Origin of the sequence: Oharaeibacter diazotrophicus (assembly GCF_004362745.1) — a bacterium.
GTDB lineage: Bacteria > Pseudomonadota > Alphaproteobacteria > Rhizobiales > Pleomorphomonadaceae > Oharaeibacter > Oharaeibacter diazotrophicus.
This window is the reverse complement of sequence record NZ_SNXY01000009.1, coordinates 136,792-151,436: the sequence shown is the minus strand read 5'-3', so window position 1 is coordinate 151,436 and position 14,645 is coordinate 136,792. Positions and strand designations below refer to the sequence as shown.

General features: G+C 71.7%; 9 protein-coding genes. 4 read left to right on the top strand and 5 right to left on the bottom strand.

Annotated features, from left to right (window positions below):
* Nucleotides 1–7 precede the first annotated feature (7 nt).
* The 3 genes from EDD54_RS15690 to EDD54_RS15680 are packed head-to-tail and all read left to right on the top strand — an operon-like array spanning nucleotide 8 to nucleotide 5,118.
* Nucleotides 8–700, top strand: coding sequence for a response regulator transcription factor (locus tag EDD54_RS15690; RefSeq protein ID WP_281010182.1), 693 nt, complete (start codon nucleotides 8–10; stop codon nucleotides 698–700).
* Nucleotides 687–2,171 (top strand): HAMP domain-containing sensor histidine kinase, encoded by a 1,485-nt coding sequence (locus EDD54_RS15685; RefSeq protein ID WP_126537944.1) that lies wholly within the window; start codon nucleotides 687–689, stop codon nucleotides 2,169–2,171. Before EDD54_RS15690 ends, EDD54_RS15685 begins: the two co-directional genes overlap by 14 nt.
* On the top strand, nucleotides 2,152–5,118 hold the full coding sequence (locus EDD54_RS15680; protein WP_126537942.1) for a bifunctional [glutamine synthetase] adenylyltransferase/[glutamine synthetase]-adenylyl-L-tyrosine phosphorylase: 2,967 nt from the start codon (nucleotides 2,152–2,154) through the stop codon (nucleotides 5,116–5,118). Before EDD54_RS15685 ends, EDD54_RS15680 begins: the two co-directional genes overlap by 20 nt.
* Before the next feature lie 15 nt (nucleotides 5,119–5,133).
* Here the strand turns inward: EDD54_RS15680 and EDD54_RS15675 are convergent, their stop codons facing one another.
* From EDD54_RS15675 to EDD54_RS15655, 5 genes are all read right to left on the bottom strand, one after another.
* On the bottom strand, nucleotides 5,134–5,562 hold the full coding sequence (locus tag EDD54_RS15675; RefSeq protein ID WP_126537940.1) for a hypothetical protein: 429 nt from the start codon (nucleotides 5,560–5,562) through the stop codon (nucleotides 5,134–5,136).
* On the bottom strand, nucleotides 5,559–5,993 hold the full coding sequence (locus EDD54_RS15670) for a DUF4112 domain-containing protein (protein ID WP_245515791.1): 435 nt from the start codon (nucleotides 5,991–5,993) through the stop codon (nucleotides 5,559–5,561). The genes EDD54_RS15675 and EDD54_RS15670 overlap by 4 nt, the downstream gene beginning before the upstream one ends.
* 150 nt (nucleotides 5,994–6,143) lie before the next feature.
* Nucleotides 6,144–8,585: an ATP-binding protein gene (locus EDD54_RS15665; protein ID WP_126537938.1), complete on the bottom strand. Its 2,442-nt coding sequence runs from the start codon at nucleotides 8,583–8,585 to the stop codon at nucleotides 6,144–6,146.
* Nucleotides 8,586–8,847: 262 nt separating this feature from the next.
* Nucleotides 8,848–11,490 carry an aminopeptidase N gene (gene pepN, locus EDD54_RS15660; RefSeq protein WP_126537936.1) on the bottom strand — a complete coding sequence of 881 codons (2,643 nt, stop codon included), beginning with the start codon at nucleotides 11,488–11,490 and terminating at the stop codon, nucleotides 8,848–8,850.
* A gap of 107 nt (nucleotides 11,491–11,597) precedes the next feature.
* Nucleotides 11,598–11,954 carry an SRPBCC family protein gene (locus EDD54_RS15655; RefSeq protein ID WP_126537934.1) on the bottom strand — a complete coding sequence of 119 codons (357 nt, stop codon included), beginning with the start codon at nucleotides 11,952–11,954 and terminating at the stop codon, nucleotides 11,598–11,600.
* A gap of 411 nt (nucleotides 11,955–12,365) precedes the next feature.
* Between EDD54_RS15655 and EDD54_RS15650 the strand changes: the two genes are divergently transcribed.
* Complete coding sequence (locus tag EDD54_RS15650) at nucleotides 12,366–14,591, top strand: anthranilate synthase component I (protein ID WP_245515790.1); 2,226 nt, start codon at nucleotides 12,366–12,368, stop codon at nucleotides 14,589–14,591.
* Nucleotides 14,592–14,645 lie beyond the last annotated feature (54 nt).

Here is a 14,645-nt window from a genome sequence, read left to right as displayed (position 1 = left end):
AACGGGCATGTCACGGGCGGCCATGCGGGTACTCTTGATCGAGGACGACCGGGAAGCGGCGTCCTATCTGGTGAAGGCGCTGGACGAGGCGGGCCACACGGTGGACCACGCCGCCGACGGCGAGGCCGGCACGCATTTCGCCGAGACCGGCGGCTACGACGTGCTGGTGGTCGACCGCATGCTGCCGAAGCGCGACGGCCTCGCCATCGTCGAGGACCTGCGCCGGCGCCACGACCATACGCCGGTGCTGATCCTGTCCGCGCTCGGGCAGGTCGACGACCGCGTCAAGGGCCTGCGCGCCGGCGGCGACGACTACCTGACCAAGCCCTACGCCTTCTCCGAACTGCTGGCGCGCATCGAGGCGCTCGCCCGCCGCAACCGGCCGGGCGACGTCGACACGGTCTACCGCGTCGGCGAGCTGACGCTCGACCGGCTGTCGCACGTCGTCACCCGCGGCGGCGCCGAGATCGTGCTGCAGCCGCGCGAATTCCGCCTGCTCGAATACATGATGCGCCACGCCGGTCAGGTGGTGACGCGCACCATGCTGCTCGAGAACGTCTGGGACTACCATTTCGACCCGCAGACCAACGTCATCGACGTCCACGTCTCGCGCCTGCGCTCGAAGATCGACAAGGGCTTCGACAAGCCGCTGCTGCACACTATCCGCGGCGCGGGATACATGATCCGTGACGGGGCGTGACACCCACGAGGCGGCGTTCGGCACCCTCGGCTGGTTCGGGCGGCTCGTCCGCACCACCGCCTTCAAGCTGGCGCTGGTCAACCTCGTCTCCTATTCGGCGCTGACGCTGTTCCTGATCGCCTACATCTCGAACAACACCGCGACCCTGCTCGACCGGCAGCTCGAGGCGACGATCGGTTCGGAGATCAACTCGCTCGCCGAGCAGTATCGCCGCGGCGGCCTGCGACAGCTGGTGAGTTCGGTCGAACTGCGCTCGCGCCGGCCGAGCGCCAGCCTCTACCTCGTCGCCGACTATTCCGGGAACACCATCGTCGGCAACGTCGCCGACCTGCCGCTCGCCGTGCTCAACCTACCGGACGGCCAGCCGACCCAGGTCACCTACCAGCGCCTCGACGGCGACGTCTCGCGCGAGTTCCGCGCGGTGGTCCGCGTCTTCGCCATGCCCGGCGGCTTCCGCCTGCTGGTCGGCCGCGACATCGCCGAGCGCCAGGAGTTCGAGGCCGTCGTCGCCGAGGCGTTCCAGGTCGCGCTGGTGGTGATGGTGGTCCTCGCCTTCCTGACCTGGTTCCTGATCGGGCGCACCGTGTTGAAGCGCGTCGAGAGCGTCGCCGAGACCGCGCGGCGGATCATGTCCGGCGACCTCGGACAGCGCCTCGACGTCACCGGCTCGGGCGACGAGTTCGACAACCTCGCCGTCAGCCTCAATCGGATGCTGGAGCGCATCGAGGCGCTGATGAACGGGCTGAAGGAGGTCTCGGACAACATCGCCCACGACCTCAAGACCCCGCTGACGCGCCTGCGCAACCGCATGGAGACGACCCTGCGCGAGGCCCGCGACGACGCCGACTGGCGCGACGCCGTCGCCTCCTCGATCGGCGAGGCGGACGAGCTGATCCACACCTTCGACGCGCTGCTCCGGATCGCCCGGGTCGAGGCGGGCTCGTCCGGCGATTCCTTCGACGACCTCGACGTCCGCGAGGTGCTCGCCGACGTCGGCGAACTCTACGAGCCGGTGGTCGAGGACGCCGGCGGCCGGCTGGTGCAGGCGGGCGACGGGCCGCTGCCGATCCGCGGCAACCGCGCCCTGATCGCGCAGGCGTTGACCAATCTGCTCGACAACGCGATCAAGTACGGCCTGCCGGAGGAGCCGGGGGAGGGCTCGCCGCCGGTGCGGCTCGAGGGACGCGTCGCGGACGGGGAGGTCCGCGTTACCGTCGCCGACGCCGGCCCTGGCATCCCGGAGGCGGACCGCGAAAGGGTGCTGCAGCGTTTCGTCCGCCTGGAGGCGAGCCGGACGCGGCCGGGGTCCGGCCTCGGCCTCAGCCTCGTCGCCGCGGTGGCGCGGATCCACGGCGGGCGGATCGAACTCGGCGACGCCGCGCCGGGTCTGGCGGTGACGTTGGTGCTGCCGCGCCGGCCGGAGGCGGAGCGGACGGGAGGAGACGGGGACCATGGCGGACGCGACGACTGACGGCTTTCCGGCCGGTGCGCTCGGACGGCGCGTCGCGCTGGTGCCCGCGGCGGGTCCGGCGCTCGCCCGTGCCGAGGACGACCTCGCCGATGCCCTCGCGGCCGACGGCGGCGACGCGCTCGCCGCGGTGCTCGCCGCGATGCCGCGCGCCCGCGACCTCGTCGTCGCCGTGGGCTCGGACAGTTCCTACCTGCGCGAGATCGCCTTCCGCCGGCCCGAGCGGCTCGCTCGCGTCCTTGCCGCCGCGCCCGAGGCCCACGCCGACGCCCTGATCGTCGGCCTCGACGAGGTCGCCGCCGACGAGGCCGCGGTGATGCGTGCCGTCAGGTCCGTCAAGCAGGAGGCGGCGCTGATGATCGCGCTTGCCGACCTCGGCGGGATCTGGGACGTCGAGACGGTGACGCGGACGCTGACCCGGCTCGCCGACGCCTGCGTCGGCGCCGGCGTGCGCTTCCTGCTCGCCGAGGCCGGGCGCCAGGGCAAGCTGGCGCTCCCCGATCCGGAGCGGCCGGAGGTCGGCTCGGGCTGGATCCTGCTCGCCATGGGCAAGCACGGCGCCTTCGAGCTCAATTACTCCTCCGACGTCGACCTGATCGTGCTCTACGACGCCGAGCGGGTGCCGGCGCCCGAGGGCACCGACCTCTCCACCTTCTTCGTGCGGCTGACCAAGCGGCTGGTGAAGATCCTCCAGGACCGCACCGCCGACGGCTACGCCTTCCGCACCGACCTGCGCCTGCGTCCCGACCCCGGCGCGACGCCGCCGGCGATCTCGGTGCTGGCGGCGCTGCAGTATTACGAGAGCATGGGCCAGAACTGGGAGCGCGCCGCCATGATCAAGGCGCGCCCCTGCGCCGGCGACGTGCCCGCCGGCGAGCGCTTCCTGGCCGAACTGCGTCCGTACGTCTGGCGCAAGTATCTAGACTATGCCGCGATCCGCGACATCCACTCGATCAAGCGCCAGATCCACGCCCACAAGGGCCACGGCAAGGTCGCCGTCGCGGGCCACAACGTGAAACTCGGCCGCGGCGGCATCCGCGAGATCGAGTTCTTCGTCCAGACCCAGCAGCTGATCGCCGGCGGCCGCAACCCGGCCCTGCGCGGCCGTTCGACGCTCGCCATGCTCGACGGCCTCGTCGACGCCGGCTGGCTGAAGCCGGCGATCCGCGACGACCTCGCCGAGGCCTACCGCTTCCTGCGCCGGGTCGAGCATCGCATCCAGATGGTCGCCGACGAGCAGAGCCACACCCTGCCCGAGGACGAGGCCGGGCTCGCCCGGATCGGCCGGATGATGGGCTACGCCGGCGCCGCCGACTTCGCCGCCGGCCTGACGGAGCGGCTCACCCGCGTCGCCGAACACTATGCCGACCTGTTCGAGGAGGAGGACGACCTCTCCGGCGAGGTCGGCAACATGGTCTTCACCGGCGACGACGACGACCCCGACACCATCGCCACCCTGAGCCGGCTCGGCTACCAGCGCCCGTCCGACGTGACGCGGGCGGTGCGCGCCTGGCACTTCGGCCGCTACCCCGCGACCCGCTCGACCCGCGCCCGCGAGATCCTGACCGAGATGACGCCGCGCCTGCTCGGCGCCTTCGCCGAGACCGACGCCGCCGACCTGGCCTTCCTCGCCTTCGACGCGTTTCTCGCGCGGTTGCCGGCGGGCGTTCAACTGCTGTCGCTCCTGTCGCAGAACCGGCACCTCCTGTCGCTGCTCGCCACCGTGCTCGGCGCCGCGCCGCGGCTCGCCGACGTGGTGGCGCGCCGGCCGCACGTGCTCGACGCCGTGCTGGAGCCGGCCTTCTTCGGCACCGTGCCGAGCCGCGACGACCTCGTCCGCCGCCTCGACGGCTCGCTCGCCGAGAGCCGCTCCTACGAGGAGGCGCTCGATCGCGCCCGCATCTTCGGACAGGAGCAGATGTTCCTGGTCGGCGTCCGCGTCATCTCCGGCACGCTGTCGGCGCGGCAGGCCGGCGCCGCCTACGCCCGCATCGCCGACGTCACGCTCGCCGCGCTGCTCGACCGCACGGCGGGCGAAATGGAACGCGTCCACGGCCGGGTCTCGGGCGGCCGGCTGGCGCTGGTCGCCATGGGCAAGCTCGGGGGCAACGAGATGACCGCCGCCTCCGACCTCGACCTGATCCTGCTCTACGACCACGACCCCGACGCCGCGGCTTCCGACGGCGGCCGGCCGATCGCCCCGGCGCAGTACTATGCCCGCCTGACCCAGCGCTTCGTCTCCGCCGTGACGGCGCCGACCGCCGAGGGCCGGCTCTACGAGGTCGACTTCCGCCTGCGTCCGTCCGGCAACGCCGGACCGCTCGCGACCCGGCTCGACGCCTTCGCGCGCTACCAGCGCGAGGACGCCTGGACCTGGGAGCACATGGCGCTGACCCGCGCCCGCGTCGTCGCCGCCACCGGCGGCCTCGGCGAGGCGGTGGAGGCGGTGATCGCCGAGACGCTGCGCCGGCCGCGCGACCCGGCGAAGGTGCGCGCCGAGGTCGCCGACATGCGCGCACGCATCGAGGCGGAGAAGGGCTCGAAGGATCCCTGGGACCTCAAGGTGGTGCCGGGCGGGTTGATCGACGTCGAGTTCGTGGCGCAGGCGCTGCAACTGATCCACGCCGCGGAGCGACCGGAGATCCTCTCGACCACCACCGAGACGGTGCTGACGAACGCGGCCGCCGCCGGCCTGCTCGCCGCCGAGGACGCCGAGCGGCTGGTGCCGGCGATACGCCTCTACGGCGACCTGACGCAGGTGCTGCGGCTCGCCGTCTCGGGACCGTTCAAGCCGGCGGAAGCGCCGCGCGGGGTGCTGGCCCTGCTGGCGCGCGCCGGGGCGATGCCCGACTTCGACGTGCTCACGGCCGCGCTCGGCGAGACCGAGGCGGCCGTGCGGGCGACTTTCGAGCGGCTGGTCGGCAGGGTCGAGCGGACGCCGCCGGTCTGACCGGCGGCGAGCGGATCAGCGCAGGTAGCGCCGGCCGCGGAGCAGCCGGCCGATTGTCTCGCCGATGGCGAGGCCGGTGCGGTGGCGCGCGGCGGCGCGGTCGCGGTGGTAGGCCGCGTCGAGATGCGGCAGGCGCGGGTCGGGCGCCAGCAGCGCCTTGTCGCGGCGGCCGATCCGGCCGGCGACGACGACGCCGATGATCGTGACCAGCGCGATCACCGCGGCGCCGATCGTCCAGACCGCGACCACCAGCGGGCCGCCGACGCCGGTCGCGACGCGCAGGGCGTCCGACAGCAGCACCACCCATTCCGGCGGTACCGGCAACAGGTCGGCGTTGGCGGCGCCGTAGCCGCCGAGCACGTCGACGACGAGGTGGACGACGTAGGCGAAGGCCGACCAGATCGCCAGCGCCGTCAGGCCGAGGCCGAGAACGATCGGTCTCATCGCGTGAACTCCCGGGAAGGGCCGACGACGCGCGCCCGGTCGGCGCGGAGCGTGGCGAGATGGTCGCGCAGGATGGCGAGGTTGCGCAGGTTGGCCTTGAAGAAGACGTCGAACACGTCGCCGAGGAAGGGGACGGCGCCGACTGCGGCGTCGATCGCCACATTGGCCGCCATCCGCCGCAGCGTCGCCTCTGGCGCGCCGAGGCGCTGGGCCTCGTAGACCAGCCAGCCCGATGCGAGCAGGCCGACGGCGTCGCCGGCGACCGGGACAAGGCCGGCGACCGAATCGAGACCGAAACGGATGCCGGTGCCGGGAACGCGGAAGGCCGCGTCCATCAGTCGGGCGATCGCCTCGATGCGGCGTTCTGCGGCGTCGAGATCGACGGCGGTTCGGGGACGGGGAAGGGCGAATGCGTAGGTCGATGTCGTCACGGGAGCCTCCCGACGGCGGATCGTGTCCGCTGATGGAAGGGTCCGACATCGCGCGCCGTTCCGGCTGCCAGAGGGGCCCGGACCCGATGATCGGCAAATCGTGCGATTTCGGCGGATTTCAAGAGGCGGCGCGCCGAGCACCTCGCCCTGTCAGTGCACCGCGCGGCTCGGCCCGCGGGCGTTGGCGACGGCGACGGCGCGCGCCATGCCGCTCTGGGCGATGCCGGTGGTCTGCTCCGCGACCGCGGCGGTGCCGTCGCTCGCCGTCGGCGCGGCGATCCGGGGCAGCGAGATCGTCACCGTGGTGCCGATGCCCTCCTCGGACTGGATCTTCATGGTGCCGCCGTGCAGCTCGACGAGGCTCTGCGCGATCGCGAGACCGAGGCCGGAGCCGGCGTGCTTGCGCGTCAGCTGGTTCTCGACCTGCACGAAGGGCTTGCCGATCATGCCGAGCGCGTGGGCGGGAATGCCGATGCCGGTGTCGGCCACCGACATCACCACCGCCTCGCCGTCGACGCGGGTCGAGACGGTGACACAGCCGTTCATCGGGGTGAACTTCAGCGCGTTGGACAACAGGTTGAGCGCGACCTGCTTGATGGCGCGGCGGTCGGCCACCATCGGCAGCGGCGCGTCGAAGCGGGTGACGAGGCGGATGGCACGGTCGTCCGCCTGCGGGGTCATGATGCGGGTGCTCTCGCCGATGACCTCGTCGAGGATGACGCTGTCGAGCGTGAGGTTGACCCGGCCGGCCTCGATCTTCGACATGTCGAGGATGTCGGAGATGACGTTGAGGAGATAGGTGCCGCTGTCGTGGATGTCGCGGCAGTACTCGTCGTACTTGGCCGAACCGAGCGCGCCGAACATGCCCGAGCGCATGATCTCGGAGAAGCCGATGATGGCGTTGAGCGGTGTGCGCAGCTCGTGCGACATCGAGGCCAGGAATTCGGACTTCGCCCGGTTGGCGGCCTCGGCGCGGGCCTTCTCCTCGGCGTATTTCTCGGCGAGCTCGACCAACTGCTTGGTCTGCAGTTGCATCTTGTGGCGGTGCTGGCGCAGGTCCGCGACCATGGCCATCAGCTGGCGCTCGGACTCCAGCAGCTTCTCCTCGTGGCGCTTCAGCTCGGTGATGTCGGTGCCGACCGAGACGAAACCGCCGTCCTTGGTGCGGCGCTCGTTGATCTGCAGCCAGCGACCGTCCTCGAGCTGCGCCTCGTAGGAGCGCTCGCCCTGGGCGACGTCGCCGATGCGGTTCTCGCTGCGCAGCAGCGGCTGGCGCGCCGCACCCATCACGCTCTCGTAGTCCGCGCCCTCGCGGACGAGGTCGTCGGAGAGCTGGTGCAGCGTCTGGTACTTGGTGTTGCACATCACGAGGCGGTTGTCGGCGTCCCACAGGACGAAGGCCTCGGAGATGGTCTCGATGGCGTCGCGCAGGCGCAGGTCCGCGGTCGCCGACTTCTCGGCGAGCTTCTTCTGCTCGGTGACGTCGACCGCGATGCCGATCAGGTGCGGGGCACCGTCGCGGTCGCTGACGATCTCGACGCGGCAGCGCAGCCAGACCCAGTGGCCCTCGGCGTGACGGATCCGGAACTCGAGGTCGACGGCGTTCTGCCCGGTCTCGAGCAGGTCGCGGGCGAGGGCGTAAAGGTCGGTGTCCTCCTCGTGGATCATCGCCTGGAGCTCGTTGAAGCCCATCAGGTCCGAATTCGGCTCCATGCCGAGGATGACGTACATCGACGGCGACCAGAACAGCCGGCCGCGGGCGAGGTCCCAGTCCCACAGGCCGCAGCGGCCGCGGCGCAGGGCGGTGTCGACCCGGGCCTGGGTGGCCGCGTAGAGCCGGTCGGCCTCGGCGGCGCGCGAGGTCTGCGCGAAGAAGGCGTAGACCATCACGATCAGGATGCAGCTCGTGCCGATGAACAGCGAGACGTTCATCGAGACGTCGCGGCGCCAGTTCAGGAAGATCTGCTCGTCGTGCTGGTAGACCGCCACCGACCCGCGGTCGCCGTCGAGATTGTGGATCGCGGCGATCGCCTCGCCGCCTGTGCCGAGTTCGACCGGCAGCACGCCGGCGCGCTCGCCGAACACCACCAGCGGCTGGCCGGCGCCGAACACGTCGGCGAAGCGGCGGCCGATCAGGGCGGAGTTCTCGGGCGCCGAGGCGCGGATCACGCCGTCTCGGTCGGCGACGAGGATGGTGCGGCCGTCGCTGGTCGCCGACGGCGGCAGCGCCTCGCGGAGCGCGGTGCGCAGGGCGTCGGCGAGCACCGGGCCGTCGGCCTTGGCCGGCAACGACAGCGTGAGGGCGTTGTCGATCGTCTCGGCCATCAGCGCGACCATGTCGCGGGCGTGGCCCTCGGTCTCGTCGCGGCGGTCGGCGAGGTTGGAGACCCGGGCGATGCCGACCACCACCAGGAACACGGTGATCAGCACCGGGATCGAACGCCGGAAGATCGGCTCGGCCGTCAGCAGCCGGCGATAGGCGGGGCGGGCGAGCAGGCGCGCATGGCCCTTCAACGCGGCGTCGGCGTCCGAGTCGCCGAAGAATCGCGCGCGCCAACCGTGCGGGGCGTCGGCAGAATCTGCCCTCGCCATGCCTCTTCCCTCCGAGGTCGGACAAGCCTTGGTGAACGTCGGGTGACGCCGCACGCCGCACCCGAATCGCCCTCAGTTTGAATCGGCACGATTCGACCTGTCCAGAGGTTCGGACTAAAAAAGAAGTTAACGCGCGAGCCCGGCAAAATATTCCTATCAGTAGATTTATTGATCGCGGTGCGGTGCCGAAGTATCGGGCAGTTTACGTAGCGTCAACCACGATCCGGTGCCACCCGGATGGTCACGCCGGCGGTGTCCGTGCTCAGGCCAGCGTCCGTTCGACGATGTCGGCGACGTCGCGCGACAGCGGCCGCTTTGCCGCGATCCGGCGCAGCGCCGCCTCGGCCCGGGCGCGCCGCTCCGGCTCGTAGGAGCGCCAGGAGCGGAAGGCGACCAGGATGCGTGCGGCGACCTGCGGGTTGCTGTCGTCGAGCCGGCGGACGACGTCGGCGACGAAGTCGAAGCCGGCACCGTCGCGGCGGGCGAACTGGGTCGGGTTCAGCGTCGCGAAGGAGCCGACGAGGGCACGCGTGCGGTTCGGGTTGCGGAAGGAGAAGGCGGGGTGCGCGGTCAGCGCCGCGACCCGGTCCAGCGTGCGGCCGAGCGGGGCGGTCGCCTGCACCGCCAGCCACTTGTCGACCGCCAGCGGTACGCCGCCGAAGCGCTCGACGAAGGCGGCGAGGGCCGCGTCGGCCTGCGGCGCGTCGCGGTGGACGAGGCTGGTCAGCGCCGCGAGGCGGTCGGTCATGTTGGTGGCGGCGGAAAAGCGGGCCGCGAGCCGATCGAGCGCCGCGGCCTCGCCGGTGGCGGCCAGGAGGTCGCCGGCGGCGTTGACGAGGGCGCGGCGGCCGGCGCCGGCGGCGTCCGGGGCGAAGGGCGCGGCCGGATCCTCGGCGGCGAGGATCGTCGACAGCACCGGCTTCAGCCGGGTGCCGATCGCGACCCGCAGCGCCCGGTGCGAGGCGGCGACCGCGTCCGGGTCTACGTCGTCGCCGAGTTCGCGGGCGACGTCGTTCTCGCCGGGCACCGCCAGCATCAGGGCGCGGAAGGCCGGGTCGAGCCGGTCGTCGCCGACGATCTCGCCGAGGGCGTCGACATAGGCGGCGTCGGCTCGTGGGACACCGCCGCGGCGGGCGGCGTGGGCGCCGGCGACCAGCATGGTCATCGCCAGCGTCGAGGAGGCCTGCCAGCGGTTGAAGGCGTCGCCGTCGTGGCGCATCAGGAAGGTGAGGTCGGACAGCGACAGCCCGACGTTGGGCTTCACCGGCGCCGAGAAGCCGCGGAACAGCGAGGGCACCGGCCGCTCGGCGACACCCTCGAACACCACGGTGTGGCGCGGCTGCGTCAGCACGATCACGTCGCCGCGCACCTCGGCGCCGGAGACGCCGGCATGGGCCATGTCGCCGCCGTTCGGGCCGACGAGGCCGAAGCGCACCGGGATCACGTGCGGCAGCTTGTCGGGCTGGCCGGGCGTCGGCGGCACGGTCTGGCGCAGCGTCAGCGTGTAGGTCCGCGCCGCCGCGTCGTAGTGCTCGGCGACGTCGACCGTGGGCGTGCCGGCCTGACGGTACCAGCGCGCGAAGGCGTCGAGGTCCTCGTCGGCCGCCTCGGCGAAGCAGGCGAGGAAGTCCTCGATGGTGGCGGCGTCGCCGTCGTGGCGCTCGAAATAGAGGTCCATGCCGCGCCGGAACGCCTCGTCGCCGATCAGCGTCTTCAGCATCCGGATCACCTCGGCGCCCTTCTCGTAGACGGTCGCCGTGTAGAAGTTGTTGATCTCCTTGTAGGTCTCCGGGCGCACCGGATGGGCGAGCGGGCCGCCGTCCTCGGGGAACTGGTGGCTGCGGAGCGTGCGCACGTCGGCGATGCGCTTCACCGGCCGCGAGCGCATGTCGGACGAGAACTCTTGGTCACGGAACACGGTCAGCCCTTCCTTGAGGCAGAGCTGGAACCAGTCGCGGCAGGTGATGCGGTTGCCCGTCCAGTTGTGGAAGTACTCGTGGGCGATCACCGCCTCGATGCCGGCGTAGTCGGCGTCGGTGGCGACATCCGGGTCGGCGAGCACGTACTTGTCGTTGAAGATGTTGAGGCCCTTGTTCTCCATGGCCCCCATGTTGAAGTCTCCGACGGCGACGACGTTGAAGACGTCGAGGTCGTATTCGCGGCCGAACGCCTCCTCGTCCCAGCGCATCGAGCGCTTCAGGGCGTCCATGGCGTAGCCGACGCGGGCCACATTGCCGTGCTCGACGTAGACGCCGAGCTCGACGCGCCGGCCCGAGCAGGTGACGAACTCGTCCTTCAGCACTGCGAGGTCGCCGGCGACCAGCGCGAACAGGTAGGCCGGCTTCGGCCAGGGATCGTGCCAGACGGCGAAGTGGCGGCCGTCGCCGGCATCGCCGGCCTCGACCGGGTTGCCGTTGGCGAGCAGCACCGGCGCGGCGGTGCGGTCGGCCTCCATGCGCACGGTGTAGACCGACAATACGTCCGGGCGGTCGAGGAAATAGGTGATGCGGCGGAAGCCCTCGGCCTCGCACTGGGTGCACCAGGTGCCGGAGGAGCGGTAGAGCCCCATCAGCTTGGTGTTGGTCGCCGGGTCGAGCCGGGTCGTCAGCGTCAGCGCGAAGGGCCCGGCCGGCGGCGCCTTCAAGACGAAGCGGTCGGCGGAGGCCGTGAACGCGTCGGGGGCGAGCGGCGCGCCGTCGAGAGCGGCCGACACGAGGTCGAGCTCGTCGCCGTCGAGCACCAGCTCGGCGCCGGCCGGGGTGCCGTCGCGGCGGGTGAAGGCGATCGTCGCGGTCACGAGCGTCCCGGTCTCGGCGAGGCGGACGTCGAGCGCCACCGTCGGGATCGCGTAGGCCGTCGGCGCGTAGTCGGCGAGGCGGACGGCGGGAGCGGTGTCGGTGCGCACGGGGCTGTTCCTCTGGACCTCGGCTCGCGCCGGAATCCCGGAGGGATAGCAGCCCCGCGCGGTGCTGTCATGCGCCGGCGCGGACGCGCCGGCGCCGAGCGGGCGGCTCAGCGCGGGGTCAGGACCTCGTAGCCGACGCCCTTGGTGTCGGCGACGGTCCAGGTGCCGTCGAGCGAACCGTCGGCCTTGATCTTGTAGACGACGAGGCCCTTGGCGCCGCCGTCGGTGGTGTAGCTCGCCGCCAGGATGCTGCCCGAGCGCATGCAGAGGCCGCTCGAGGTGCCGCCGGTGTTCCAGCTGATCCGGCAGGTGTCGCCGCCGGTGCCCTTGATGGTGACGGTGCCCTTGTAGTGGCTGCCGTCGAAGTTGGTTCCGTAGACCGAGTAGCTGCCGCCGACGTCCTGCGCCGCAGCACCCGTCACCACCGCGGCCAACATCGCCGCGGCCATCGTCGCCGTCTTCATCGGTCCCCTCCTCGTCGCGCCCTGCCGGCGCAGCGCCGTCCGAGGTCGGGCGGCGAAGCTCTCGCGCCCTCGGGCAAGGGGAGGGCGCCGTCGTCGCCCAGTGATCGCAGCCTCGGGCTCGGCCGGTCAAGCGACGAGCCGACCGGACACCCCCCGGCCGCGGGGTGGAACGGCGCACGGGGGCCGCATGGACAACCGCCCGGCTTTCCCCTATGGTCCGCGCCCATGAACACGCAGTCCGTCGTCCTCGGCCGGTGGTGGTGGCGCCTCTCCTCGTGAGCGGCCCTCCGGCGACGTGCGTGTGTCGACGATGGACGGATCGGCCGCTCGGGATCTCCCCGGCGGCCTTTTTCGTATCGTGACGAGGCTTTCCGGGTGGTGACGCGGCGGCGTTCGGGAAAGGCTCGGATCATGGCTGAGGGGAAGGCGGGCGCGATGGCGGAGACGACGAGGGAGTTCACCACCGCCGGCGGCGTCGCCGTCGAGCGGCGGCCGCGGCAGGTGCCCTACAAGGACGCCGCGCTCGCCTACGTCGACATGCTCGACGAGCGCCGCGGCGCGGTTCTGTCGTCAAACTACGAGTATCCCGGCCGATATTCGCGCTGGGACATCGCCTTCGTCGACCCGCCGGTGGCGCTGACCGCCCGCGGCCGCGACCTCGTGATCGAGGCGCTCAACGCCCGCGGCCGCGTGCTGCTGCCGGCCTTCGACGCCGCGGTGCGCGCCGGCGACGACCTCGCCGCGGTCGAGACCACGGCGAGCGCGATCCGCATGACCGTGAAGACGCCCGCCGGCCGCTTCGCCGAGGAGGAGCGCTCGCGCCAGCCGTCGGTGTTCTCGGTGATCCGGCGCATCGTCGCCCACTTCCGCACCGACGAGGACGGCAATCTCGGCCTCTGGGGCTCCTTCGGCTACGACCTCGCCTTCCAGTTCGAGCCGGTGCGCTTCCGTCTGGAGCGCCCGGCCGACCAGCGCGATCTCGTGCTCTACTTCCCCGACGAGATCCTGATCGTCGACCACTACGGCGCCGAGGCGACCGTCTACGCCTACGACTTCACCGTCGCCGGTGCCGCCACCGCCGGCCTGCCGCGCGACGGCAGCCGCGAGCCGTTCCGCCCGTCCGACCGCATCCCCGGCCGAGGCGACCACGAGCCCGGCGAATACGCCGCCGCCGTCGGCAAGGCGGTGGAGTATTTCAAGCGCGGCGACCTGTTCGAGGTGGTGCCCGGCCAGACCTTCTACGAGCGCCCCGCGGCGCCGCCCTCGGCGATCTCCCGCAAGCTGCAGGAGATCAACCCGAGCCCCTACGGCTTCATGTTCAATCTCGGCGAGCAGGAGTATCTCGTCGGCGCCTCGCCGGAGATGTACGTCCGCGTCTCCTCCGGCCGCCGGGTCGAGACCTGCCCGATCTCCGGCACGATCCGCCGCGGCCGCAACGCCATCGAGGACGAGGCGCAGATCCGCACGCTCCTCAACTCCAAGAAGGACGAGGCGGAGCTCACCATGTGCTCCGACGTCGACCGCAACGACAAGAGCCGCATCTGCGAGCCCGGTTCGGTGCGCGTGATCGGCCGGCGCCAGATCGAGCTCTACTCGCGCCTGATCCACACGGTCGACCACATCGAGGGACGCCTGCGCGACGACATGGACGCGCTCGACGCCTTCCTGTCGCACGCCTGGGCGGTGACGGTGACCGGCGCGCCCAAGCTCTGGGCGATGCAGTTCATCGAGGACCACGAGAAGAGCCCGCGCGCCTGGTACGGCGGCGCCGTCGGCGCCATCCTGATGAACGGCGACCTCAACACCGGCCTGACGCTGCGCACCGTGCGGATCAAGCACGGCGTCGCCGAGGTCCGTGCGGGTGCGACGCTGCTCTACGACAGCGACCCGCACGAGGAGGAGCGCGAGACCGAGCTCAAGGCCTCGGCGATGATCGCGGCGATCCGCGACGCCGGCAAGACCGCGGCCGCGGCGCTCACCAACGGGCCGGAACTGGTCGGCGCGGGCTTGCGCGTCGTGCTGGTCGACCACGAGGACAGCTTCGTCCACACCCTCGCCAACTACTTCCGCCAGACCGGCGCGACGGTGACGACGGTGCGCTCGTCGAAGGGCGTCGGCGTCGACCCCGCCGAGTTCGATCGGCTCGCGCCCGATCTCGTGGTGATGTCGCCCGGCCCCGGCAGCCCGTCGGACTTCCACTGCACGCGGACGATCCAAGCGGCGCGCGAGCGCGACCTGCCGGTGTTCGGCGTCTGCCTCGGCCTGCAGGCGATGGCGGAGGTCACGGGCGCGACCCTGGCCCGGCTCGAGATCCCCGTGCACGGCAAGCCGTCCGAGATCGCGGTGGCACGCAACTCGATGCTGTTCACCGGCCTGCCCGAGCGCATCATCGTCGGGCGCTACCACTCGATCCACGCCCTGCCGGAGACGCTGCCCGAGGGCTTCGCCGTCACCGCCGCCACCGACGACGGCGTCGTGATGGCGATCGAGCACCAGAGCGAGCCGATGGCCGCGGTGCAGTTCCATCCGGAATCGATCATGACCCTCGGCGACGACGCCGGACACCGCATCGTCGAGAACGCCATCCGTTCCCTCGTCGGCCGCAAGGCGCGAGGGGGCAGGGCGGCGAACGGCTGATCCGTTCCGACCGCCGTTCGCGATGTGAATGGCGGACGGCGGATGCAATCGGTT

Excerpts from the sequence above, each read along its gene's own strand:
- EDD54_RS15665 (WP_126537938.1), bottom strand. The coding sequence starts at position 8,585 with ATGGCGAGGGCAGATTCTGCCGACGCCCCGCACGGTTGGCGCGCGCGA.
- EDD54_RS15675 (WP_126537940.1), bottom strand. The coding sequence starts at position 5,562 with ATGAGACCGATCGTTCTCGGCCTCGGCCTGACGGCGCTGGCGATCTGG.
- EDD54_RS15655 (WP_126537934.1), bottom strand. The coding sequence starts at position 11,954 with ATGAAGACGGCGACGATGGCCGCGGCGATGTTGGCCGCGGTGGTGACG.
- EDD54_RS15650 (WP_245515790.1), top strand. The coding sequence starts at position 12,366 with ATGGCTGAGGGGAAGGCGGGCGCGATGGCGGAGACGACGAGGGAGTTC.
- EDD54_RS15680 (WP_126537942.1), top strand. The coding sequence starts at position 2,152 with ATGGCGGACGCGACGACTGACGGCTTTCCGGCCGGTGCGCTCGGACGG.
- EDD54_RS15690 (WP_281010182.1), top strand. The coding sequence starts at position 8 with ATGTCACGGGCGGCCATGCGGGTACTCTTGATCGAGGACGACCGGGAA.